The following is a 23,028-nucleotide window of genomic DNA, read 5'->3' on the forward strand; positions in this document are numbered from 1 at the left end:
GGTCCGCCGTTCGTTAGAACGGCGGAACCTAACAGCCTCGGTAGCGGAAATATGCTGCACAGCTGCCCTCGGAACTCACCATGCAGGGGCCGATGGGATGCTCGGGTGTACAAGCGCGGCCGAACAGAGGGCAGTCGCTCGGCGTAATGGCCCCGCGCAGCACGTCGCCGCAGCGGCACCCGCGCGGCTCGACCGTCGCCTCAACGGGCACGTCAAAGCGAGCACGGGCATCAAAGCGCGAGAACTCGGCGCGGATGGAAAGGCCCGAGTTGGCAATCAGCCCCAGCCCGCGCCATGTGGTGTCGCACGGCTCAAATACCTGCTCGACCAGCTGGCGCGCCACGGGATTGCCGTCGGCATTGACGCCGCGACGGTAGGCGTTGTCGATCGTGGGCCTGTCCTCGACAACCATCTGGACCAGCATGCAGATGCCCTGCAGGATATCGACCGGTTCAAATCCTGTGACCACGCCCGGGGTATTGAACTCGTCGACCAAAAAGCCAAAGGGGGCTAAGCCCGTGATGGTGGCGACGTGGCCCGGCAGGATAAAGCCGTCGATAGTGGTCTCGGGATCGTTGGCGATGGCGCGCAGCGCCGGCGGCGTGGTCTTGTGGGCACAGTAGACCGAGAAGTTCTGGAGTCCGCGTGCATCGGCCTCCAAAATGGCGGCGGCGATGGTGGGCGTTGTGGTCTCAAAACCCACGCCCATAAAGATGACCGGGCGGTCGGGGTTGTGTTCGGCGATATCGAGCGCGTCGAGCGGGGAGTAGACGATGCGAATGTCACGCCCTGCCGCTTTTTGCGCAGCGAGCGAGGTGGATGATCCGGGCACGCGCATCATGTCGCCAAAGGTGGTGATGATGGCGCCGTCTATGTTGGCGAGCGCGATTGCGTGGTCGATGTCACGGTTGGCGGTAACACAGACGGGGCAGCCCGGTCCGCTCAGCAGCTTGAGCCCGGCCGGCATAATGGAGCGAAAGCCATAGCGCCCGATGCTCACGGTATGCGTGCCGCAGACTTCCATAAGGTTGATGGCGCGGTCGCCGACAAGCTCATGAATACGATCGATGAGCTCGCGAGCCAGCTTGGAATCGCGAAATGCCGAAAAGTCGATACCGGAGCGAGCCGGCTGCGCCGCCGCCACTAGTATGCCTCGGCCGGGTTGGTGGCGAGCTGGTCCTCTTCGACCAGCTCGGTCATGGTGTTGACCAGGTCGAGCGTCTCCTGCGCCTCCTGCTCGTCGACAATCTGAATGCCAAAGCCGGCGTGCACGAGAATATAGTCGCCTACCTGTGCCGTCGGCACGAGGCGCAGCGAAACGGGGCGCTCGATGCCCATCATGTCGACGGTCGCCTTAAGGTCGTCGTCGCGTTTGACCACTTTACCGGGAACGGCAAGGCACATAATGTTCCCCTTTTATACGTTTTGCGCTGGATAGGCGCCTAATTACCCATCAGTTGATGGTAGCGCTCGCGGGAGTCACGAGCAAACGCGTTACACCTGTGAGACGGCGGCGCGCAGGCTGGCAAAACAGCCTATCGCGATGTTGTCTGCGCAAGACGAGCGCTTGCGACCGCCGCCTGACCGTAGGCGATGCAGCCGTCATTGACGGGTGCGGTGTGGGGGACAAGGACAGTAAGGCCTGCGCTTTTGAGCTCGCGGGTGAGGAACTGAAGCAGGAGTCGGTTCATGAACACGCCGCCCGAGAGCGCGATGGTGTCGAGGTCTTCACGGACGCAGATCTCGCTTGCGATGCGGGCCGACGCGCGGGCGATGGTGACATGGAAGTCGAGCGCGAGCTTGTCGGCGGGCACGCCGGTCCTGATTCCCTCCAAAAGCGCCTCAAAAAGCGGTCTGGAGTTCAGAACATGGAAGTCGTCCGGACGGGATGATTCGGTTACGGAAAAGCTGGCCATATTGCCGGTGGGGCAGGCACTTTCACTGCTGAACGCGCGCCAGGCGGCGGCTTCGAGTTCTATGGCAGGCTCGCCCTCGTAGGTTGCCTTGTCGCAGATGCCCAGAATTGCTGCCGCGGCATCAAAGAGACGCCCCATGCTGCTGGTGCGCGGGCTGTTGATGCCGTGCTCGATCATGGTGGCTGTCACGCTGCGCGTTTGCTCGTCGAGGCTGTCCAAAAGCCGAGCGGCGCCTGGGTGCTCGAGCAGACCGAGCTCACTGAGCAGGGCAAAGGCGTTGCGGCGGCCGCCGCGCACGGAGGCCGCCCCGCCGGGGAGCGCCCAGGTGAGCAAATGCGCGGCGCGCTCAAAGCCGCCAAGGCCGGCAACAAGAAACTCGCCGCCCCAAATGGTCCCATCGGTGCCGGCGCCGGTGCCGTCGAAGGCGATGCCAAGGACACGCGCGTCGGTTGTAAGCTGGCCCGCGGCGATGGCCTCGGCCATTACGCTCGCGATATGCGCATGATGGTGCTGCACCTCGACGAGTGGCAGATTGTGCTCCCGTGCCTGCTCGCGCGCCCACTGGCTCGATAGATAGCTGGGGTGCAAATCGCAGGCCAAGGCGGCGGGCGCCAAGTCAAAGAGATCTTCCAAGCGCGTGCGCGCGGCGTTCCAGGCATCGAAGGTCTCGCCGTTTTCAACATCGCCGATATGCTGCGACACAAAACAGGTTGCCTCGCCGTTCGTCCCTTCACGCGTGAGCGCAATCGTGGCCTTTTGTTGTGGCCCGCAGGCGAGCACGCAGGACGGAGCGCCGTCGAGCGCCGGCAACGGCAGCGGCTGGGGTGCATATCCGCGAGCGCGGCGCACGGGCATAACGGCGCCGTCGACCACGCGCACCACGGAGTCGTCGTAGCGCGAGAGAATCGCGCGGTCGTTGCCGAGCAGCGCGTCGGCAATGCCGGCGGCAACGAGGCGCTCCCAGGCAAGATCGTCATCGGTCTCGATGGGCTCTTCGCTCAGGTTTCCGCTGGTTATGAAGAGCGCGTGCATACCGCGGGCTTCTGCCGCGGCAAGCAACAGATGCTGAAGCGGGGTGTAGGGGAGCATAACACCGAGCTCTGGAAGGTCGTGCGCGACGGACGGCGCGAGCGCGAGGGCGTCGGGGGAGCCGCCGCTCTCGCAAGCAGCACGTCGGCGCAGCAGCACAATGGGGCGAATGCTGCCGGCCAGCAAGCCGCGTGCAACGTCGTTGACATGGCACAGGCGTTCAGCGTCGGCAAGGTCGCGTACCATAACGGCAAGCGGTTTGTTGCTGCGGCGTTTGCGGCGGCGAAGCTCGGCTACCGCCTGCTCGTTGGAAGCGTCGCATGCCAAGTGAAATCCGCCCAGACCCTTGATGGCGACGATACCGCCACCGGCCAGCAGCTCAACACAGCGGTCGATAATGGCGTCGCTGGTCTCGCGCGTGGTGCCGACGGCCGGCAACGCGGCGGCTTCGCCCGGCTCATCGCCCACGCTCGCTTCGCGCCACGTGATATGCGGCCCGCAATCAAAGCAGGCATCGGGCTGCGCGTGAAAACGCCGGTCGAGTGGGTCGGCATACTCCGCGGCGCACTTGGGACACATGGGAAAACAATCCATCGAGGTGGCCGCTCGATCGTAAGGCAGCGAGCGGATGATGGTAAAGCGCGGCCCGCAGTTAGTGCAGTTGATAAAGGGGTAGTGATAGCGTCGGTCGGCGGGATCGAACAACTCGCGCAGGCAATCGTCACAGGTAGCGATATCGGGCGAGACGAGCGTCGTGTGCGCGGTCTGGTCCTGCGATGCCACAATGCGAAAGCCCTGCTCACCGGCAGCGCTCCAACCGCCAGGCCCCAAATCCGCAATATCGACTCGCTCAACGCGGGCTGCCGCAGGCGCATGCTCAGAAAGCGCGGCAACAAAAGCATCGAGCGCATCGGCCGGAGCGTGCGCCTCGATATGCACGCCGTCGCCCGCGTTGAGCACCCATCCGCAAATGCCATGCGCCATGGCCTCGCGATACACAAACGGCCGCATGCCAACGCCCTGCACAATGCCCGTTACATGAATATGCACATGCCGCATGCGACACCCCTCATCAAAACCGACCAAATAGGGACAGGTGCGCTACAGCCCCAGGCTCTGCTTGGTGGCGGCGCACGTGAGCTCGCCGTGCTTAACGCCGCGCAGGCCCAGCAGACGGTCGGCTAGTTCGTAGACGCGCTCGCCGCGACCCTTGAGCGCCAGAATCTCCAAGCAGTTGTGGTGATCCAGATGCACGTGCATGGTCGATACGATCTCGTCGGTGTAGTCGTGCTGCACTTCGTCCAGACGGCGCGTCAGGTCGCCGGTATGGTGGTCGTAGATCATGGTGAGCGACCCGATAACATGCTCATCGGGCGTGCGCATCTGCTCCTTGGCGATCGAGGCGCGAATCAGGTCGCGCACGGCCTCGGAGCGGTTGGCCACGTCGCCGCGGCGCGCGATCTGTTCGTCAAAACGGCGCAGCAGGTCGTCCGGTGCGGTAACCGAAAAGCGGACCAGCTCGGAGCCGGAACCACTACAGTGGCAGCCCGCGTCACCGTCCGCCCCGTGCGGATGCTCGTGCTCGTACCCGCAGCCGTGCTCGTGTTCGGCCACGTTACACCAGCTTCACGGAGCCGACGGAGTTGTGGTCGGCCTCGATGGCCTCTTCGTAGCCCTCGAGTGCGTCGTGGGCCTCGTGCAGCGCAGTCATGGCTGCCTCGAGCTTGGCGCCGATGCGCTCCATGTCAAAATTCTCGGTCGCATGCAGCAGCTGATGGCTCCACTCGTGAGCGAGCTCGATGGTGTCGTCGACCTGCTTGACGCTCATGGCAAGCTGGCTCATGTTCATTCCAACGTCATGCATGGGAAATCTCCTTTTGTATGGGGCAGTTCAGTGGTTCAGATTTTACTACGCTCGCTCTATGCGCAGCTGCATAAGAAAACGGGTGCGAGTCTGTGCGACTCGCACCCGTTCACTGGGGGCTGTTTGTGACTACCATACTATCCGTGGTCGCACGCGCCGCACCCGGCAGTCCGGCGAGCGGTGCAAAACCGCTCATGGACGGCGGGTAAGTAACAAGCGTATTACAGATGCTTCTCCAGCAGCGCCTGCAGCCTCGCCTTGGGCAGAGCGCCAACCGAGCGGTCAATCTCCTCGCCGTTCTTAAACACAATCAGCGTGGGGATGCTCATGACGCCATACTTCATGGCCAGGTCCTGGTTGTCGTCGACGTTGCATTTGGCAACGGCAAGCTTGCCGGCCAGCTCGTCGGCTACCTCGTCCACGATGGGCGAGAGCGATCGGCAGGGCCCGCACCAGGGCGCCCAAAAATCGACCAGCACGGGAAGGTTGTCGTTAACGATGGAATCGAAGTTCTCGGGGGTAATCTGCTTAATGTCAGCCATGGTGACCTCCATAATGCGATGCGGCTCGGCCGCGTAAAACTCAGTACGACCGTGCTTATACCCAGCCGCCCGCAAAGCAACCACTCGCGGGCAGCTCTTTTATATAATGGTGGGCACGCAAACGATTGGAGAGCGCATGTCCACGTCACAAAGCCAGAAAAAAGAAGCCATCGCCCAGGCGGCCGAGCAGGAGCTCGCATCGCTTGCGGTCCGTGGCGTGCGCATCGTGGGCAACGCGTGCTCGCCGATCGTGCTGGTCAAAGGCGATTTGGACGAGGCCGAGCGTTCGGGTGGCGAGCTTGCCGCCGGCCCGGATGGCGCGGCGTTGCGCAAGGCGCTTGGGGCCATCGGCTACGCGCCCGAGGATTTTTGCGTGCTGGCAAGCGTCGCCGGCACAGGTGACGGAGCGGTCACGGTGGGCGAGACTCTGCCGTGCGAGCTGTTCCGCGAGGCGCTTGAGGCCTTGGACCCCGAGGCGGTGCTACTGCTCGACAACAGCGCGGCCGATGTCATGCGCGAAACCTACGCCGATATGCTCGTGGCGATCGATGACTTCGACACCGCCATGCTCAAGCCCGGTCTGGTCGCCCATGTGCAGGGCCGCCGCGTGCTCGCACTCGACGGCTTTGAGGCGGCACTCACCGACAAGGCCGCTAAGCAGCGCATGTGGGCCTACATCAAGCAGCTGACCCCGGCGGCCGCGCCGCTGTAACGGTCTAGTTAGCCCATAGTCCCGATTACGGGCGACACGGGTACGTCCATCATTGAATTATTATTTCAACTTTACACCTAGGTTTACAGCTGTCTTGTCAGCTGTAAACCTAGGTGTCATACTAAAGCCCCAAGATTCGCCAAAAGAGAGGGGCCTTGATGGCACAGAGCGCGAACATGGATGCATCGGAGCTTGCACGCGATATCGCGGCCGGCCTAGCATCGGCAACGACGGCAACGGAGCGCGCGGCATTGGTGCCCGCAGAGCTCGTCGAGGCCATTCGGCAACTAAAAACCCAACGCGACGCGGTGATCTTGGCACACTATTACGTGGCGCCCGAGGTGCAGGCCGTAGCCGATTACGTCGGCGACAGCTTCTACCTGGCAAAGCTCGCCAAGAGCCTGCCGCAGCAGGCCATCGTGCTGTGCGGCGTGGAGTTTATGGGCGAGAGCGCCAAGCTGCTCAATCCCACTAAGACCGTGCTGCTGCCCGAGCCAGGCGCGGACTGCCCCATGGCTCACATGGTCAAGCGCGAGACGGTCGACGCCGCCCGCGCCGAGTATGGCGACGACCTGGCCGTGGTCTGCTACGTCAACTCGACGGTCGAGATCAAGAGCTGGAGCGACGTGTGCGTCACTAGCTCCAACGCCGTCAAGATCGTGTCCGAGCTGCCGCAGCAGCACGTCCTGTTTATCCCCGATCAAAACCTGGGCCGCTTTGTAGCCGAGCAGGTGCCGCAAAAGCACGTCATCCTCAACAATGGCTACTGCCCGCGCCACCATATCATCACCGTCGAGCAGATCGTCGATGCGCAAGAGGCGCATCCCGACGCGCTCGTGCTGGCGCACCCCGAGTGCAAGGCCGATGTCCTTGCCGAGGCCGACTACATTGGCTCCACCGCCGGCATCATCAAGTATGCCGAGGAGTCGGACGCGAGCGAATTCATTATCGTGACGGTCCGTGGCGTGCTCTACGAGCTCGAGCGCCGCTGCCAGGGCACCGGCAAGAAGTTCTACTTCCCCGCGGTGCAGCCCACCTGCGTCAACATGGATCTCATCACGCTCGAAAAGCTCGTGCGCTGCCTGGAGACGGGCGAGGGCGAGGTGCAGATCGGCGTGTCGGACGAGGCCGCCGAACAGGCCAAACTTACGCTCGACCGTATGCTCGAGTACGCAGCGCGCTAGAACAATGTGGCATGAGGGATGGTCCCTTATGCCACATTCAAGGGAGAGGATTCCTGTGGAAACCAAGCAATACCCCGATATGGAGTGCGACGTCGTCATTGCCGGCTGCGGCGTGGCGGGCCTGTACGCGGCGCTCAACCTGCCGACGAGCACGCGCGTGATCATGCTCTCCAAGGGCGCGGTCGACGAGTGCGACTCGATGCTCGCGCAGGGCGGCATCTGCGTGCTGCCCGAGGGCACGGACTACGATGCCTTCTTTGAGGACACCATGCACGCCGGCCATTACGAGAACCGCCGCGAGAGCGTCGACATCATGATCCGCTCGAGCCGCTCGGTCATCAACGACCTGCTGGCGATGGGCGTGGATTTTGAGCGCAAGGCCGACGGCAGCCTCGACTTTACCCGCGAGGGCGCGCACACCCGCCCGCGCATTGCCTTCCATGCCGACATTACGGGCAAGGAGATCACGACCAAGCTGCTCCAGGCCGTTCGCAAGCTGGATAACGTGCAGATTTTGGAGCACGTGGCCATGACCGACATCCTGACGGGCGAGCGTGACGGCGCCACGGTGTGTATCGGCGTCGTCGCCGTTTCCGTGGACGAGGACAACTCGGTTCGTCCCGCCGACGAACTGGCAAGTGCCGCCGAGGGCGTGCATGCCGGCGAGCCGTTTAAGATCCATGCCCGCCATACGCTGTGGGCGACGGGCGGCATCGGTGGCGTATACGACCACTCGACCAACTACCCGCAGCTCACGGGTGACGCTTGCTACATCGCGCAGGAGCATGGCATTAAGATGGAGCACCTGGACTACGTGCAGATCCACCCCACGGGGCTGTTCTCGCCGCAGCCGGGTCGCACCTTCCTGATCAGCGAGAGCTGCCGTGGCGAGGGCGCGATTTTGCTCAACGCCGCCGGCGAGCGCTTTACCGACGAGTTGCAGCCGCGCGATGTGGTCGCCGCCGCTATTCGCGAGCAGATGAAGCTCGACGGTACCGAGCACGAGTGGCTGAGCTTTGCCCCCGTCGAGCGCGACGTGGTGACCGGGCACTTTGCCAACATCCGCGCGCGTTGTCTGGAGGACGGCCGCGACATCTTGGACGAGCCCATTCCCGTTACGCCCACGCAGCACTACTTTATGGGCGGCGTGTGGGTCGATAAGGACGGCCGCACCTCGATGCCCGAGCTCTATGCCGCGGGCGAGACAGCCTGCAACGGCGTTCACGGCAAGAATCGCCTGGCTTCAAACAGCCTGCTCGAGGCGCTGGTCTGGGGCCGCCGTGCCGCCTGGTACATGCGTACCGGCGAGTCGCTGGCCGTGGAGCAGGCGGGTGACCCCGCGCTCGATGGCCGCCATCGCGCTCTGAGCGCCGACACCCTGGCAATCGATGATTTGGCCCGTGCCGCCGGCACGCAGGCCGTGGAGGAGTAGACCATGAATCCCATTACCATGAAGCTCGTCGTCGATGATCTGATTCTGCAGGCTCTGCGCGAGGACATTACGTTTGAGGACGTGAGCACGGCGAGCGTGTGCCCCACGGCGCGTCCCGCTACCGTTGAGCTTATCGCCAAGGCCGACGGCATCATCGCCGGCTTGGATGTGTTTGCTCGTACCTTTGAGCTGCTGGATTCGCAGAGCTCGGTGCTGTTTGATGTTGCCGACGGTGACGAGGTGCACGCCGGCGACCATGTGGGTCAGGTGCGCGGCGACGCGCGCGTGCTGCTTTCGGGCGAGCGCGTGGCACTCAACTACCTGCAGCGCATGAGCGGCATCGCTACCTACACGCACCAGATGGCCGCGGCGCTCGAGGGAACCAAGACCGTGCTCGTCGACACACGTAAGACCACGCCGGGCATGCGCGTGTTTGAGAAGGCGGCGGTCGAGATCGGCGGCGGCAGCAACCACCGCTACAACCTGTCGACGGCCGTCATGCTCAAGGACAACCATATCGACGCCGCCGGTGGCGTGCCACGCGCGATCGAGATGGCGCGTGCCCACGCGTCGTTTACCACGACGGTCGAGATTGAGTGCGAGAACCTGGACATGGTGCGCGAGGCCGTGGAGGCCGGTGCCGATATCATCATGCTCGACAACATGACCCACGATGACATGGCTGCCGCCATCGAGCTTATCGCCGGCCGCGCCAAGACCGAGTGCTCGGGCAACGTGGACGCGAGCAATATTCGCGCGCTTGCCGACCTGGGCGTCGACTTTATTAGCTCGGGAGCGCTGACGCACTCCGCGCCGATCCTCGACCTCTCGCTTAAGCACCTGCGTCTGCTGGACGGTAAATAATGGATGCCCGCGAGCGTCGCCGTGCCATCATGGGCGTGCTCGAGGGAGCCAAAGGCCCCGTATCGGGCGGTGCGCTTGCGCGCGAGGTGGGTGTGAGCCGCCAGGTTGTCGTGCAGGACATCGCCCTGCTGCGTGCCGATGGGCACGACATCGTTGCCACCAATCGCGGCTACGTGCTGCAGGAGGCTCCGAGCAGCCCGGCGGTGCCCACGCGCCTGGTCAAGGTGCACCATGGTGTTGAGCAGGCGGGTGACGAGCTCACGAGTATCGTCGACGCGGGCGGCGCCGTGCTCAACGTGATCGTCAACCACCGCGTGTACGGCAAGATCACAGCCGACCTCGACATTCGTAACCGCCGCGATATCGAGCGCTATCTGGAGGGTATTGCCAGCGGCAAGAGTTTCCCGCTGCTGACGGTGACGAGCGGCTACCACTTCCATCGCATCGCGGCGGAAGACGAGCAGACCCTCGACGAGATCGAGACTATGCTCAAGGAGAAAGGCTACCTCGCAGACCTTATGCCCTACGAGGGCGACCTATCGTAGCCGACGCTGCAAACGCCCCTAAGCGGCAATCTGACGTTCAATCGTCGGTCGCGTACCAAAGTACGCTTCCCTCCTCTTTCACGTCACCTTGCTCGCTTAGGGGCGTTTTCGCTGACTTATGCTCAACCTGCGGCGGTGCCAAATTAGTTATCCGCACAAACAAAATAAGGAGGCCTCCGCGGCGATGCGGAGGCCTCCTTATTGTGCACGGTGTACTTTTGAGTGTGCAAGTGGGGGAGTTGTTACTCCTCGACGATCTCGGTGATCGCGCCAGCGGGGCAAGCGTCCTGGCAAGCGCCACAGGCGACGCAGGAGTCCTCGTCAGCGACGGTAGCGACGTCCTGGAGCTCCAGAACGCCAGCGGGGCAGGAGTCGACGCAAACGCCACAAGCGATGCACTCGTCGGCATCAATTACGGGATGAGCCATGGTAGTTTCCTCTCTGTTGACCGACGCTACAGGCGATGCGCGTCGGTTTGATTCGGGCAAAAACATACCACGGGAGCGACCGTTTGCAATACCCTCTGGCCGGCATCTTCATACCGTTCGCCGAGTATGCCGCGGCTTACTAAAAAACACGCAGGTGGGGTCGCCGAGCTGCGCAAATGTTAGCTAAAGGTGACTCAAAATATTGAGCGATTGAGCAAGTATCCTGCCATTTGTGGACGGGCTAGAAATGACATGCAGAGCTCCGGGACCCAAACCTCAGCCATCTCTACATAGATCTCAATAGATTTGCCGAGAACTCAAATAGCGCTTCTACCTGAGATTTTGCGAACCTAAACTCTGAGTAATAAGAAATCTTATATGAATTGACTTAGATTTTGTATATTCCGGCCCATAAGGGGATACACTACATCCTGAAAGACAAGCCGAAGCACCGCGCGACAGACCGCCGAGGCGGCGCAAACGCACAAGAGAGAGGGAAATTTCTAATGGGCAAGATTCTTGGTATCGACCTTGGTACTACTAACTCCGCTATGGCCGTCCTCGAGGGCGGTTCTCCGACCATCATCGTGAACGCCGAGGGCGACCGCACTACCCCGTCCGTCGTGGGCTTCCGTGCCGACGGCGACCGCGTCGTGGGTAAGGCCGCTAAGAACCAGGCTGTCACCAACCCCAAGAACACCGTGTTCTCCATCAAGCGCTTCATGGGCCGTAAGTACTCCGAGTGCACCTCCGAGCTCAAGACCGTGCCGTATGAGGTTAAGGAGGGTCAGGGCGGCCGTGCCGTCGTCGACATCGAGGGCAAGGATTACACCGCCGAGCAGGTGAGCGCCATGGTGCTCGCAAAGATGAAGGCCGACGCCGAGAAGTATCTGGGCGAGACCGTCACCGACGCCGTCATCACCGTCCCGGCCTACTTCAATGACGCCCAGCGTCAGGCCACCAAGGACGCCGGTAAGATCGCCGGCCTCAACGTCAAGCGTATCGTTAACGAGCCGACCGCTGCTGCTCTGGCCTATGGCCTGGACAAGCAGGGTTCCGACCAGCGCATTCTGGTCTTCGACCTGGGCGGCGGCACCTTCGACGTCTCCATCCTCGACCTCGCCGACGGCGTGTTTGAGGTTCTGTCCACCTCGGGCGACAACCACCTGGGCGGCGACGACTGGGATCAGCGCGTCATCGACTGGATGGCCGACAAGTTCCAGCAGGAGAACGGTGTCGACCTGCGTCAGGACCCCATGGCCCTGCAGCGTCTGAAGGAGGCCGCCGAGAACGCCAAGAAGGAGCTCTCCGCCGCCCAGCAGTCCACCATCAACCTGCCGTTCATCACCATGAACCAGTCCGGCCCGCTGCACCTCAACTACACGCTGACCCGCGCCGAGTTCGAGAAGATCACCCGCGACCTGCTCGAGCGCTGCAAGCAGCCTGTCACCAACGCCCTGCGCGACGCTAAGCTCAAGCTCTCTGATCTGACCGAGGTCATCCTCGTCGGCGGCTCCACCCGTATGCCCGCCGTCCAGGAGCTCGTCAAGACCATGACCGGCAAGCAGCCCAACATGTCCGTGAACCCCGACGAGGTCGTTGCCGACGGCGCTGCCGTCCAGGGTGGCGTGCTCACCGGCGACGTCGAGGGCATCCTGCTGCTCGACGTTACCCCGCTGTCGCTGGGTGTCGAGACCATGGGCGGCATCATGACCAAGATGATCGACCGCAACACCACGATCCCGACCTCCAAGACCGAGGTCTACTCCACCGCTGCCGACAACCAGACCAGCGTCGAGATCAACGTGCTCCAGGGCGAGCGCGAGCTTGCCCGCGACAACAAGTCGCTTGGTAAGTTCCAGCTGACCGGTATCCCGGCCGCCCGCCGCGGCGTGCCGCAGATCGAGGTCACCTTCGACATCGACGCCAACGGCATCGTCAAGGTCTCCGCTAAGGACAAGGGCACCGGCAAGGAGCAGCAGATCACCATCTCCGGCTCTACCGCGCTTTCCGACGACGAAGTCGATCGTATGGTCAAGGACGCCGAGGCTCATGCCGAGGAGGACAAGAAGCAGAAGGAAGAGGTCGAGGTCCGCAACCAGACCGACAGCCTGTGCTACTCCACCGAGCAGACCCTCAACGAGCTGGGCGACAAGGTTTCCGCCGATGTGAAGTCCAAGGCCGAGGCCGCTATCGCCGACGCCAAGAAGGCGCTCGAGGGCTCTGACGTCGAGGCCATCAAGGCCGCTGGCGAGTCCCTGCAGTCCGTGGCCTACGAGCTGGCTCAGGTTGTCTACGCCGACGCTCAGCAGCAGACCGACGGTGCCGCCGGCGCCCAGACCGACGACGATGTGGTCGACGCCGACTACGAGGTTGTAGACGACGAGGACAAGTAATCATGTCCGCCCGTAAAGCTCGCACGGAGGCGGCTGCCGCCAGCGCCGCCCCCGTTGACTCTGAGGAGAAGGACGTGAAGATTCCCGTAGAGGCCGTAGACGATACCGAGGCCAACGAGGCCCCGGCCGCCGAGGCTGCCGAGAACCAGGTAGAGGATTCCAACAAGGAGGCGACGATGACCGAGGACGAGATGGTGGAAGCCGCTATCCGCGCCGGTGAGGAAGCCGCCGACAACGACTTTAAGTTCAAGTTCGAGCAGGCCCAGAAGGAGCTTGCCGACGTTCGTCATGAGCTCGATGCTGCGGCAGAGGCTCAGAAGGCCGCCGAGGACAAGGCAAAGGACGCCACCGAGCGCACCGCCCGTCTGCAGGCCGACTGGGAGAACTTCCGTCGTCGCACCGCCAACGAGCGCATCGCCGAGCGCGAGCGCGCGACCGAGAAGCTCGTCACCGCGCTGCTGCCGGTGGTCGACGATATCGAGCGTGCGATCGACCATGCCCGCAGCCAGGAGCTTGCCGACGACTTTAAGCAGTTCGTCGACGGCGTCGATGCGGTGCATGCCAAGCTGCTCGATGTGTTTGCGCACGAGGGCGTTGAGCCCATCGACCCCAAGGGCGAGGCGTTCGATCCGCTCGAGCACCAGGCCGTGGGTCGCGTCGAGGACGCGTCGCAGTACGACGAGACCGTCAACGACGTGTACCAGAAGGGCTACCGCATGGCGGACCGCATCCTGCGTTCCGCGATGGTGACGGTGACCTACGGTGGCGAGAAGCGCCCCGCACCGGAGCCCGAAGCGGCGCCCGAGGATGCTGCGGCCGACACGGCCGAGAGCACCGAGGAGTAATTGAGAAGGGCCCCGGGGCAACACCCGGGGCCCTTTCTGGCCTAGTGCCATATGAAAGCATGAGCCGCCGCCCGCTGGACGGTGGATGAAACAGGAGAGGAGCTACGATGGCTGCAGGCAAAACCTTCTATGACATCCTGGGCGTATCCAAGAGCGCCTCCGACAAAGAGATCAAGAGCGCGTTTCGCAAGCTCGCGCAAAAATATCACCCCGATGCCGGCGGCGACGAGGCCAAGTTCAAGGAGATCAGCGAGGCCTACGAGACGCTTTCGGACGAGAAGAAGCGCAAAGAGTACGACCAGATGCTCATGTTCGGCGGCATGCCGGGCGCGGGCGGCGCGTACGGCGGCGGCTACGGTGCCGGCGCCGGTGCGAGCGGCTGGGGCGATATCTTCGACAGCATCTTTAGCGGCAACGGCGCCTGGGGCAGCGATTGGGGCTCTGGCTTTGCTGGGGCTGCGGGTAATGCCGGTGCCGGCGCGGGCCGCAGTCGCGCGCGCAAGGGCGGCGACCTGTCGCTGACCGTCGACGTGACGGCCGAGGACGCGTTTCGCGGCGTGACGCACAAGGTCACCTACCGCATTCCCTCGACGGGCGAGCAGCAGACCATCACGGTCTCGGTGCCTGCGGGCGCCGTGGATGGCGGCAAGCTGCGCTACAAGCGTCGCGGCGAGTACGGCGTCGCCGGCGGCGAGCGCGGCGACCTGGTCGTGACCACGCACGTGGAGGAGCACCCGCTGTTTAAGCGCAAGGGCGCCGATGTGACCATGGAGGTGCCGATTTCGGTCTACGAGGCGGCACTCGGCTGCACGGTAGACGTGCCCACGCCAGGCGGTGCAACGGTTCGTCTGAAGGTGCCCGCGGGTACCCAGACGGGCAAGAAGTTCCGCTTTAAGGAGATGGGTGCACCCGACGTTAAGCATCGCGGCCGCACGGGTGCGCTGCTCGTCGAGATCAAGGTGCAGGTTCCCACGAGCCTGTCCGACGATGAGCGCGATGCCATGACCAAGCTGCGCGAGGCCGACACGCGCGATTATCGCGAGAAGGTCAACCGTTACAAGGCGACGTACTAGGGCGGTCGTGGCGCACGCCCGCGCCCGCGGGTTTATGATGGACGATAACGAGACGGAAAGGGGTCAGGTAGCATGGCCGAGGACAATAGGAACAAACCGCTGTACATGATCAGCGTGGCGGCCGAGCTGACCGGCATGCACCCGCAGACTCTGCGCGTCTACGAGTCCAAGGGCCTGGTGAATCCTCAGCGCTCGGGCGGTAATACGCGCCTGTATTCGCGTGCCGATATCGAGCGCCTGGAGCTCATCAACCAGCTGACCGACGAGGGCATCAACCTTGCCGGTGTGGTGCGTATCCTCGATATGAAGGAGCGCGCCGAGGAGCGTGAGCACGAGAACGAAAAGCTCCGCGCTCGCGTGCGCCAGCTCGAGGACGAGCTGCACGAGTACAAGATGCAGAAGAAGATCACCGCCCTTGCCCCGCGCGACGGCTCGGTCAACCCCGAGCAAGTCATGCGCAAACTACTGGGCACCGGCGGGGACTTGTAGGTTACGCCGTTCTACCGAACGGCGTAACGGCTCGACGCTGCGCGCCGCCCAGAGCGACAATTTGTCATTCAAAAGGCAAGGCATGACCAGAAGGTCTATGCCTTGCCTTTTTCATGCCAACTTGTTCGCTCTGGACGTCGCTCGCTGTCCGTCCTCTACCTGCGGCGTTGCCTTGCTCCGGATGCGTTAGTCATTGGGGACGTTCTTAAATGACTAGTCGAAAGGGACACTCTTGCACCAAATCTGCCGGCCCACACCGGACTCGTCCTATGCTTTACTGAGATAAAGTGAACGTGCAGATTCGTAACCCACTCGCAACCGTTCTATGGCACGATATTGAACGAATGTATGCTATGCGCCCAAATCTTTTGGGCAGAGTGGGAGACAGTATGGTCAAGCTGTACGAGGACGGCATCTACCTGCGCCGTGGCAGCGAAGTTGTGCCTGCGGCCGAGGCTGCTGAGCGCGGTATTACGCAGACGCCCGAGGATGCCAAGCGTGGCACCATCGCGTATTCGATCCTCCAGGCACACAATACGTCCGGCGACCCCGAGGCGCTCAAGATTCGCTTCGACGCCATGGCGAGCCACGACATCACCTTCGTCGGCATCATCCAGACGGCGCGTGCCTCGGGCATGGAGCAGTTCCCGCTGCCCTACGTGCTCACCAACTGCCATAACTCGCTGTGCGCCGTGGGCGGCACCATCAACGAGGACGACCACGTCTTTGGCCTTTCTGCGGCCAAGAAGTACGGCGGCATCTTCGTCCCGCCGCACATCGCGGTCATCCACTCCTTTATGCGCGAGAACTTCGCCGGATGCGGCAAGATGATCCTGGGTTCCGACTCGCACACCCGCTACGGCGCCCTGGGCACCATGGCCGTGGGCGAGGGCGGCGGCGAGCTGGCCAAGCAGCTGCTGCGCGACACCTACGACGTCGCCTATCCCGGCGTCGTGGCCATCTACCTCACGGGCGCCCCGCGTCCCGGCGTCGGCCCGCACGACGTGGCGCTTGCCATCATCCGCGCCGTCTTTGCCAAGGGCTACGTTAAGAACAAGGTCATGGAGTTCGTGGGCCCCGGCATCGCGAGCATGACGACCGACTACCGCAACGGCGTCGACGTCATGACCACCGAGACCACCTGTCTGTCGAGCATTTGGGCCACCGACGAGGACACGCACGCGTTTTTGACCATGCACGGCCGCGGCGACGACTACCGCGAGCTCAAGCCCGCCGATGTCGCCTACTACGATGGTTGCGTCGAGGTCGACCTGTCGAGCATCAAGCCCATGATCGCGCTGCCGTTCCATCCTTCCAACGGCTTTGAGATCGACGAGCTCAACGAGAACCTCGAGGACATCCTGCACGAGGTGGAGCTCGAGGCCGCCAAGATCGGCGAGGGCAAGACGCACTTTAGCCTGCTCGACAAGATCGTCGACGGCAAGCTGCATGTGCAGCAGGGCGTTATCGCCGGCTGCTCAGGCGGCAACTACGACTCCGTGGTCCAGGCTGCCCGCGTGCTCAAGGGCGCTAACACCGGCTGCGGTGAGTTCTCGCTGTCGGTCTATCCCACGAGCCAGCCCGTGGCGCTCGAGCTTACGCGCCGCGGCTATATGTACGACCTTATGGAGGCCGGCGCGATCGTGCGCACAGCGTTCTGCGGCCCGTGCTTTGGCGCCGGCGACACACCTGCCAACAACGGCCTGTCCATCCGCCACACCACGCGCAACTTCCCCAACCGCGAGGGCTCCAAGCCGGGCAATGGCCAGCTAAGCGCCGTGGCCCTGATGGACGCTCGCTCCATCGCGGCGACCGCAGCCAACGGCGGCGTCCTGACGCCGGCGACCGACCTGCCCGAGGACACCTGGGACGAGGCCTGCGAGTACACCTTCGACGACGCGCCGTACAAGAAGCGCGTGTACTGGGGCTTTGGCAAGGCCGAGCCGGCCGACGAGCTGGTCGAGGGTCCCAACATCAAGCCGTGGCCTACGATGGAACCGCTCGGCGACGACATCTTGCTCAAGGTGTGCTCCAAGATCATGGACCCGGTCACCACGACCGACGAGCTCATTCCCTCGGGCGAGACGAGCTCCTTCCGCTCCAACCCGCTGGGTCTGGCTGAGTTTACGCTCAGCCGCCGCGACCCGGCCTACGTGGGTCGCAGCAAAGAGGTCGACGCCGTGGAGAAGCGCCGCGTTGCCGGCGAGTCCGCGGGCGACCTGGCGGCGCTCGATGCCGAGCTTGCCGGCGTGTTTGAGGCACTGGCCGGCGTGGGCGTCGCGGCCGATGCCAAGGCGACCGAGTACGGCTCCATGCTCTGCGCCAAGAAGCCGGGCGACGGCAGCGCCCGCGAGCAGGCCGCGAGCTGCCAGCGCGTCATTGGCGGCCTGGCCAACATCGTGCACGAGTACGCCACCAAGCGCTATCGCTCCAACGTGATGAACTGGGGCATGGTGCCCTTCCAGATGGAGGCAGAGCCCAACTTTGAGGTGGGCGATTACGTCTTTGTGCCGGGGATTCGCGCTGCGCTCGATGGCGACCTGAAGAACATCGCTGCCTACGTGGTGCGTGCCGACGGTTCGGTCGAGCAGATTGAGCTCTACATTGCCGATATGACGGCCGAGGAGCGTGCCATCGTCAAGGCCGGCTGCCTGATCAACTACAACAAGTTCAAGGCCGCTGCCGAGTAGCGCACTTAATTGTCCGCCCGGGGCTTACCCTTTCCCGCTCGCTCACGCGCTTCGCGAGGGTCGCGTTCGGGAAAGGGTAAGCCCCGGGCTACATTTCTGCGTTCTTGTTGGGTCTTGAGGGACGCTAATAAATAGACTTGCTTGATGCCGCCTCTTTTTATTGGGGCGGCTTCTTTTTGCCGAAAACCGCCACAAAGGGGCAAGCACCTTTGTGGTGGTGGGGGTGAGCTCAATGTCGGTGTGCACGTTGAGCGACATTCCAATAAGCGCCTCTACAGGATTTCATCTGGGTTGACGGGTTTGGTTGTTTTGGGGATGCCGAGTTTGGATGACGCGAAATCGTCAACATTGTCCTTAATTCCGTCTTTGGTGTAGACAGTGACCGTATAGGTGCTGTGTCCGAATTCGCCCTTGTCGCGTGTTGCCCAGGCATCCCAGTAGGCGGCCCCGTTTCGCCCTTTGATTTTTCCGACACGGCGGAGTTCTGTTCGCTTTAATTTCTGGTTGCTATAGATGGTTCGACCGGCCTCCTCGGTGAGCCCGCACTGTCCAAGCATCTTGTCGAGGACTTGGTTCATGTGGCGCTCATCGGTGTTTGGTGCGTAGTCGTAGGCGAGGGTGATGGAGTCGAGTGGCTGGTCGTCGATCAGATAATTCATCGCCTGAGGGTCAAGGCAGAAATAAGGAGAGCATCCGTCGACCTGGCCGAGCAACGGTAACTTGGACTGCCAAAGTCCGGTGGGAATTCTATCTTCGTAGAAAACACCGCGGCAGATAAAGGAGAGCGAGGTGGCACGCGAGCCAGCGTCGACCATTCCGCATAAATCGAAGGGCGAGGCGATACCGAGGGAAAAGGGCGTGACGACGATAAAGAAGAACATCGCGATGGGTATGGCGAAAATGGTAATGACGTTGCGACCGGTGGAATGAGACGGCTTCATATGCGCTCCTCGAGACAAAGATCTGTTGAGGATAGGCAGAAATGGATATGTTCAGAGAACAATTCAAGTTTAATCTCATGGCGCGAGATGGTCGACCGTTAGCGTCGAAAACCACCACAAAGGTGCCTGTCCCCTTTGTGGTGGTGAGGAGCGCGCGGCTTCTTTTGGTAATAGTGCTGGCTGGCGATATCATTAGTGCAGGTAGCGAAGGTTTGCGTTGCGAGGTGCTTTGCTGTGAGAAGTCCTGCCCGTATTGGATTGATTGTTTTGGCGCTTGCGATCACTGTGGTTGGCATGGGCGCTGTCGGCATGGCGTTTCTACCTGCTGCGGTGACGGAGCCGGTGGTCAAGCCTGTGACTCAATCTGTCGAACTTCTGACCGGCGACGACAAGCCCGAGACCATTACCGTTGATTTTGATGAGCAACCGGCTGCGCTGGGCATTAGTAATTATCCGCGTATTCAGCTTGGGGCCATGCGCTATACCACGGATACAAGCCTGATCGATAGGGCGTCCGAGCTACTCAAGGGCAAAACATTTAAGCGTTGGTACGGATATGCGTCCTATCGGGCAAAAGCGAACGACATGGTTGGCGGATGCCACTCTTCCATCGAGCTGGACACTGCAAACGGCGCAAAGTTATGTGATGTCTCGTACGATCCGGGCTACGAGGGCAATGAGGGGCCGGGCATCTACATCATGGACGGCGATGTCGCCTATGTCATGGAGGGCGACCAGACCGAGCTCAACGATTTTATGGGTCAGTGTATCCAAGATGCCTATAAACAGACCTGCTTGCCTGACCCGCAGGCTGCACGCGATAGTGGGTCTGCCCGTACATGGCTGTTCGAGGATGAGATGCCCTGGACCGTCGAATCGGGAAGTACGGGTTCGGCGAAGGAGTAGAGACCGCGACCACCACAAAGGTGCCTGTCCTCTTTGTGGTGATTCGCATGTCATGAGAGCACTCAAAAAATCTTATATATAGAGACTTAGATTTATGTATATAATCGCGCAAAGCTGGCAACAATACTTCTCGAACAACGTGAAGCCGCCCCGTAGGGCGGCCACCCCAAGAGAGGTGATTCCATGAGAATCGATAAGCTAGCAATGACGTCGCGCGAGGCGTTGCAGACCGCCATGAGTACGGCTGCCGACGCGCAGGCCGGCGCGGTGGAGCCGATTCACCTGCTGTCCGCCCTGCTCGGTGCCGGCGAGCGCAATATCTCCGTGATCATCGAGCGCATCGGCGCCGACCCGGCCCAGCTCGTACGCTCCACACAAGATGCCATCGACCACGCGCCCAAGGTTTCGGGCGAGGGTCAGCAGATGGGCCTGTCTAACGAGCTCGTCCGCGTCATCGAGAAGGCCGAGAAAAAGGCCACCAAGATGGGCGACAGCTTTGTGGTGACCGAGCATCTGCTGATGGCGCTTGCCGAGGACAAGGGCGAGGCTGGTCGTGTGCTGCGCGACGCCGGCGTGACCAAGGAGCGTATCGAGCAGGTCTACGAGGAGCTGCGCGGCGATGACCGCGTGACGTCTGCCGAGGACAAGACCCAGTTTGAGGCGCTGGAGCAGTACGGCCGCAATATCTGCGACCTTGCCCGCGCCGGCAAACTCGACCCGGTCATCGGCCGTACCGACGAGATTCGCCGTACCATCCAGGTACTGTCGCGCCGCACCAAGAACAACCCCGTGCTCATCGGCGAGCCGGGCGTCGGCAAGACGGCCATCGTCGAGGGCATCGCCCAGCGTATCGTGGCCGGCGACGTGCCGAGCACCCTGCGCGACCGTGACCTCATCGAGCTCGACATGAGCGCGCTGGTCGCCGGCGCCAAGTACCGCGGCGAGTTCGAGGACCGCTTGAAGGCCGTGCTCAAGGAAGTACAAAAATCCGAGGGTAAGGTCATCCTGTTCATCGATGAGCTCCACACCATCGTGGGCGCGGGTGCCACCGAGGGCTCCATGGATGCCGGCAACATCCTCAAGCCTGCGCTCGCCCGTGGCGACCTGCATGCGATCGGCGCGACCACGCTCGACGAGTACCGTAAGTACATCGAGAAGGACGCGGCACTCGCCCGACGTTTCCAGACCGTGATGGTCTCCGAGCCCACCGTCGAGGACACCATCTCGATTCTGCGTGGCCTCAAGGAGAAGTACGAGATCTTCCACGGCGTGCATATCACCGATAGCGCGCTCGTGGCCGCCGCCGACCTCTCCGATCGCTACATCGCTGACCGCTTCCTGCCCGACAAGGCCATCGACCTGGTCGATGAGGCCGCAAGCCGCCTGCGCATGGAGCTCGACAGCATGCCGGTCGAGATCGACGCCACCACGCGTCAGCTCACCCAGCTGCAGATCGAGGAGCAGGCGCTCATGAAGGAGACCGATGACGCCTCCAAGGAGCGTCTGGAAGCCCTGCGCCAGGAGATTGCCGAGGTCCAGGAAAAGCTCAACGTGCAAAAGGCCGGCTGGCTCAACCAAAAGAACGCCATCGACCACGTGCAGGAGCTTAAGGGCCAGCTTGACGAGGCCAAGAGCGAAGAGGAGCGCGCGACGCGCAACGGCGACCTGGGTCGTGCGTCCGAGCTGCGCTTCTCCGTGATTCCGGGTCTGCAGCAGCAGATTCAGGATTCCGAGGCCGCGCTCGAGGCGCAAAAGCAGCAGGACGGCGAGGGTCTCAACGAGCAGGTGACCTCCGACGAGATTGCCGAGGTCGTGAGCGCCTGGACCGGTGTGCCCGTGTCCAAGATGATGCAGGGCGAGCTCGACAAGCTCAAGGGCCTGGAGGGCGAGCTGCATAAGCGCGTCATTGGCCAGGACGAGGCCGTCTCCGCCGTCGCCGCAGCTGTGCGCCGCAGCCGTGCGGGCCTTTCCGATCCGGACAAGCCCATCGGCAGCTTCTTCTTCCTGGGCCCCACCGGCGTAGGCAAGACCGAGCTCGCCAAGGCGCTGGCCGAGTGCCTGTTCGATGATGAGCGCGCGCTTGTGCGTATCGACATGTCCGAGTATATGGAGAAGTTCAGCGTCCAGCGTCTGATCGGTGCGCCTCCGGGATACGTGGGCTACGACGAGGGCGGCCAGCTCACCGAGGCCGTGCGCCGTCGTCCGTACTCCGTAATCTTGCTCGACGAGATGGAGAAGGCTCATCCGGATGTCTTTAACGTGCTGTTGCAGGTGCTTGATGACGGCCGTCTGACCGATGGCCAGGGTCGCCAGGTGTCCTTCAAGAACACGATTATCATCATGACGTCCAACGTGGGCTCCAAGGCCATCGCCGATCTGTCCGGTAAGGACGAGGAGGAGATGCGCCATCAGGTCGACGCCGCCATGGCTCAGACCTTCCGCCCCGAGTTCCTCAACCGTATCGACGATATCGTGGTGTTCCATCCGCTCGGCATGGCGCAGATCGAGAAGATCGTCGACATCCAGCTTGCCGACGTCCGCGCGCGTCTGGCCAAGGAGCGCATGACGCTTGCCATCACCCCGGCGGCCAAGCAGATGCTCGCCGTGGGTGGCCTGGACCCCGTGTTCGGTGCCCGTCCGCTCAAGCGCCTGGTCCAGCGCGAGGTCGTGGACGCCATCGCCGCCGCCATCATCGACGGCATGGTGCGCGAGGGCGATCAGGTGACGGTCGATGCCGACAAGGACGGCGGCTTTACCGTCGTGTGCGACAACACGCCGGCGGCCACCTACGAGGTCCCCGACGCCGAGTAGATTTATGGGACATGCCTTAAAATCTGCCAGCCGTCTCTAAACGCCAAGGGCGGCGGATCCAATGGGGTCCGCCGCCCTTTTTCGTGCGACAATCGATGATGTTGAACACGATTGCACGGCAAGGAGATATGCAGATGATAGACAAGAACAAGACGAACACGTCGACGACCGATGCCGCACCCAAGCCTGCGCCTAAGCCGGCACCCAAGCCGCGCGACCCCTACATCCGTGCCGAGAACGAGGATGACGACGGCTACGATCCTTATAGCGATCGTCGCCCCGAGCGCGAGCCCCTCTTCGAAGCCGACCCCTGGCGTTAAGTAGCTCATTTGGGACGGGGTTTTTAGCTACTTTGTTTTCG

At 62.5% G+C, this 23,028-nt stretch carries 21 protein-coding genes; 13 read left to right on the plus strand and 8 right to left on the minus strand.

Going from position 1 to position 23,028, the window contains the following annotated elements:
• Positions 1-28: 28 nt before the first annotated feature.
• The 6 genes from hypD to trxA form a co-directional block, all read right to left on the minus strand.
• Positions 29-1,144, minus strand: a complete 1,116-nt coding sequence (hypD, locus tag I2E13_RS05000) for a hydrogenase formation protein HypD (RefSeq protein ID WP_271817599.1) — start codon at positions 1,142-1,144, stop codon at positions 29-31.
• Positions 1,144-1,404: a HypC/HybG/HupF family hydrogenase formation chaperone gene (locus I2E13_RS05005; RefSeq protein WP_089573632.1), complete on the minus strand. Its 261-nt coding sequence runs from the start codon at positions 1,402-1,404 to the stop codon at positions 1,144-1,146. Before I2E13_RS05005 ends, hypD begins: the two co-directional genes overlap by 1 nt.
• 131 nt (positions 1,405-1,535) lie before the next feature.
• Positions 1,536-4,004 (minus strand): carbamoyltransferase HypF, encoded by a 2,469-nt coding sequence (gene hypF, locus I2E13_RS05010; RefSeq protein ID WP_195404363.1) that lies wholly within the window; start codon positions 4,002-4,004, stop codon positions 1,536-1,538.
• Between the two features lie 42 nt (positions 4,005-4,046).
• The gene (gene nikR / locus I2E13_RS05015) at positions 4,047-4,559 is read right to left on the minus strand and encodes a nickel-responsive transcriptional regulator NikR (RefSeq protein ID WP_118205863.1); all 513 of its coding nucleotides are present in this window, start codon (positions 4,557-4,559) and stop codon (positions 4,047-4,049) included.
• Position 4,560: 1 nt separating this feature from the next.
• Positions 4,561-4,809: a hypothetical protein gene (locus tag I2E13_RS05020; protein ID WP_118080198.1), complete on the minus strand. Its 249-nt coding sequence runs from the start codon at positions 4,807-4,809 to the stop codon at positions 4,561-4,563.
• Positions 4,810-5,030: 221 nt separating this feature from the next.
• Entirely contained in the window at positions 5,031-5,351 is a 321-nt protein-coding gene (gene trxA, locus I2E13_RS05025) for a thioredoxin (protein WP_195404364.1), read from the minus strand.
• Positions 5,352-5,487: 136 nt separating this feature from the next.
• Between trxA and I2E13_RS05030 the strand changes: the two genes are divergently transcribed.
• The 5 genes from I2E13_RS05030 to I2E13_RS05050 all read left to right on the plus strand — a co-directional run bounded on the left by I2E13_RS05030 (position 5,488) and on the right by I2E13_RS05050 (position 10,088).
• Complete coding sequence (locus I2E13_RS05030) at positions 5,488-6,063, plus strand: hypothetical protein (protein ID WP_195404365.1); 576 nt, start codon at positions 5,488-5,490, stop codon at positions 6,061-6,063.
• A gap of 158 nt (positions 6,064-6,221) precedes the next feature.
• On the plus strand, positions 6,222-7,247 hold the full coding sequence (gene nadA / locus I2E13_RS05035; RefSeq protein ID WP_195404366.1) for a quinolinate synthase NadA: 1,026 nt from the start codon (positions 6,222-6,224) through the stop codon (positions 7,245-7,247).
• 28 nt (positions 7,248-7,275) lie between these two features.
• Positions 7,276-8,679, plus strand: coding sequence for an L-aspartate oxidase (locus I2E13_RS05040; protein ID WP_195404367.1), 1,404 nt, complete (start codon positions 7,276-7,278; stop codon positions 8,677-8,679).
• Positions 8,680-8,682: 3 nt separating this feature from the next.
• Positions 8,683-9,543, plus strand: a complete 861-nt coding sequence (nadC, locus tag I2E13_RS05045; RefSeq protein ID WP_195404368.1) for a carboxylating nicotinate-nucleotide diphosphorylase — start codon at positions 8,683-8,685, stop codon at positions 9,541-9,543.
• A complete protein-coding gene (locus I2E13_RS05050; protein WP_117735380.1) occupies positions 9,543-10,088 on the plus strand; it encodes a transcription repressor NadR in 546 nt (181 codons plus the stop codon). The genes nadC and I2E13_RS05050 overlap by 1 nt, the downstream gene beginning before the upstream one ends.
• A gap of 242 nt (positions 10,089-10,330) precedes the next feature.
• On the opposite strand, the gene I2E13_RS05055 is transcribed toward I2E13_RS05050, so the two are convergent.
• On the minus strand, positions 10,331-10,582 hold the full coding sequence (locus I2E13_RS05055) for an indolepyruvate ferredoxin oxidoreductase subunit alpha (protein ID WP_158564522.1): 252 nt from the start codon (positions 10,580-10,582) through the stop codon (positions 10,331-10,333).
• A 440-nt stretch (positions 10,583-11,022) separates the two neighbouring features.
• On the opposite strand from I2E13_RS05055, the gene dnaK reads away from it, so the two are divergent.
• The 5 genes from dnaK to I2E13_RS05080 all read left to right on the plus strand — a co-directional run bounded on the left by dnaK (position 11,023) and on the right by I2E13_RS05080 (position 18,009).
• The gene (gene dnaK, locus I2E13_RS05060) at positions 11,023-12,912 is read left to right on the plus strand and encodes a molecular chaperone DnaK (RefSeq protein ID WP_117793941.1); all 1,890 of its coding nucleotides are present in this window, start codon (positions 11,023-11,025) and stop codon (positions 12,910-12,912) included.
• Between the two features lie 2 nt (positions 12,913-12,914).
• Positions 12,915-13,757 carry a nucleotide exchange factor GrpE gene (locus I2E13_RS05065; RefSeq protein WP_195404369.1) on the plus strand — a complete coding sequence of 281 codons (843 nt, stop codon included), beginning with the start codon at positions 12,915-12,917 and terminating at the stop codon, positions 13,755-13,757.
• A gap of 107 nt (positions 13,758-13,864) precedes the next feature.
• Positions 13,865-14,830, plus strand: a complete 966-nt coding sequence (locus I2E13_RS05070) for a DnaJ C-terminal domain-containing protein (RefSeq protein ID WP_195404370.1) — start codon at positions 13,865-13,867, stop codon at positions 14,828-14,830.
• A 72-nt stretch (positions 14,831-14,902) separates the two neighbouring features.
• Complete coding sequence (locus I2E13_RS05075; protein WP_117773726.1) at positions 14,903-15,319, plus strand: heat shock protein transcriptional repressor HspR; 417 nt, start codon at positions 14,903-14,905, stop codon at positions 15,317-15,319.
• 389 nt (positions 15,320-15,708) lie between these two features.
• Complete coding sequence (locus tag I2E13_RS05080; protein ID WP_195404371.1) at positions 15,709-18,009, plus strand: hydratase; 2,301 nt, start codon at positions 15,709-15,711, stop codon at positions 18,007-18,009.
• A gap of 272 nt (positions 18,010-18,281) precedes the next feature.
• On the opposite strand, the gene I2E13_RS05085 is transcribed toward I2E13_RS05080, so the two are convergent.
• Complete coding sequence (locus tag I2E13_RS05085) at positions 18,282-18,950, minus strand: hypothetical protein (RefSeq protein WP_195404372.1); 669 nt, start codon at positions 18,948-18,950, stop codon at positions 18,282-18,284.
• Between the two features lie 234 nt (positions 18,951-19,184).
• On the opposite strand from I2E13_RS05085, the gene I2E13_RS05090 reads away from it, so the two are divergent.
• The 3 genes from I2E13_RS05090 (at position 19,185) to I2E13_RS05100 (ending at position 22,987) form a co-directional block, all read left to right on the plus strand.
• Positions 19,185-19,856 carry a hypothetical protein gene (locus I2E13_RS05090; RefSeq protein WP_195404373.1) on the plus strand — a complete coding sequence of 224 codons (672 nt, stop codon included), beginning with the start codon at positions 19,185-19,187 and terminating at the stop codon, positions 19,854-19,856.
• Positions 19,857-20,039: 183 nt separating this feature from the next.
• Positions 20,040-22,667 carry an ATP-dependent chaperone ClpB gene (clpB, locus tag I2E13_RS05095; RefSeq protein ID WP_195404374.1) on the plus strand — a complete coding sequence of 876 codons (2,628 nt, stop codon included), beginning with the start codon at positions 20,040-20,042 and terminating at the stop codon, positions 22,665-22,667.
• A gap of 134 nt (positions 22,668-22,801) precedes the next feature.
• The gene (locus I2E13_RS05100) at positions 22,802-22,987 is read left to right on the plus strand and encodes a hypothetical protein (RefSeq protein ID WP_229057829.1); all 186 of its coding nucleotides are present in this window, start codon (positions 22,802-22,804) and stop codon (positions 22,985-22,987) included.
• Positions 22,988-23,028: the final 41 nt, after the last annotated feature.

The sequence above is a fragment of the Collinsella aerofaciens genome (assembly GCF_015554145.1).
GTDB classification, from domain to species: domain Bacteria; phylum Actinomycetota; class Coriobacteriia; order Coriobacteriales; family Coriobacteriaceae; genus Collinsella; species Collinsella aerofaciens_AA.

Bases quoted from the DNA above. Each gene is read 5' to 3' on its own strand.
- I2E13_RS05020 (WP_118080198.1), bottom strand. From the start codon at position 4,809: ATGCATGACGTTGGAATGAACATGAGCCAGCTTGCCATGAGCGTCAAG.
- I2E13_RS05080 (WP_195404371.1), top strand. From the start codon at position 15,709: ATGGTCAAGCTGTACGAGGACGGCATCTACCTGCGCCGTGGCAGCGAA.
- I2E13_RS05100 (WP_229057829.1), top strand. From the start codon at position 22,802: ATGATAGACAAGAACAAGACGAACACGTCGACGACCGATGCCGCACCC.
- I2E13_RS05065 (WP_195404369.1), top strand. From the start codon at position 12,915: ATGTCCGCCCGTAAAGCTCGCACGGAGGCGGCTGCCGCCAGCGCCGCC.
- trxA (WP_195404364.1), bottom strand. From the start codon at position 5,351: ATGGCTGACATTAAGCAGATTACCCCCGAGAACTTCGATTCCATCGTT.
- I2E13_RS05075 (WP_117773726.1), top strand. From the start codon at position 14,903: ATGGCCGAGGACAATAGGAACAAACCGCTGTACATGATCAGCGTGGCG.
- I2E13_RS05085 (WP_195404372.1), bottom strand. From the start codon at position 18,950: ATGAAGCCGTCTCATTCCACCGGTCGCAACGTCATTACCATTTTCGCC.
- I2E13_RS05040 (WP_195404367.1), top strand. From the start codon at position 7,276: ATGCCACATTCAAGGGAGAGGATTCCTGTGGAAACCAAGCAATACCCC.
- I2E13_RS05050 (WP_117735380.1), top strand. From the start codon at position 9,543: ATGGATGCCCGCGAGCGTCGCCGTGCCATCATGGGCGTGCTCGAGGGA.
- nadA (WP_195404366.1), top strand. From the start codon at position 6,222: ATGGCACAGAGCGCGAACATGGATGCATCGGAGCTTGCACGCGATATC.
- I2E13_RS05005 (WP_089573632.1), bottom strand. From the start codon at position 1,404: ATGTGCCTTGCCGTTCCCGGTAAAGTGGTCAAACGCGACGACGACCTT.
- I2E13_RS05055 (WP_158564522.1), bottom strand. From the start codon at position 10,582: ATGTTTTTGCCCGAATCAAACCGACGCGCATCGCCTGTAGCGTCGGTC.
- clpB (WP_195404374.1), top strand. From the start codon at position 20,040: ATGAGAATCGATAAGCTAGCAATGACGTCGCGCGAGGCGTTGCAGACC.
- dnaK (WP_117793941.1), top strand. From the start codon at position 11,023: ATGGGCAAGATTCTTGGTATCGACCTTGGTACTACTAACTCCGCTATG.
- I2E13_RS05070 (WP_195404370.1), top strand. From the start codon at position 13,865: ATGGCTGCAGGCAAAACCTTCTATGACATCCTGGGCGTATCCAAGAGC.
- I2E13_RS05030 (WP_195404365.1), top strand. From the start codon at position 5,488: ATGTCCACGTCACAAAGCCAGAAAAAAGAAGCCATCGCCCAGGCGGCC.
- hypF (WP_195404363.1), bottom strand. From the start codon at position 4,004: ATGCGGCATGTGCATATTCATGTAACGGGCATTGTGCAGGGCGTTGGC.
- nadC (WP_195404368.1), top strand. From the start codon at position 8,683: ATGAATCCCATTACCATGAAGCTCGTCGTCGATGATCTGATTCTGCAG.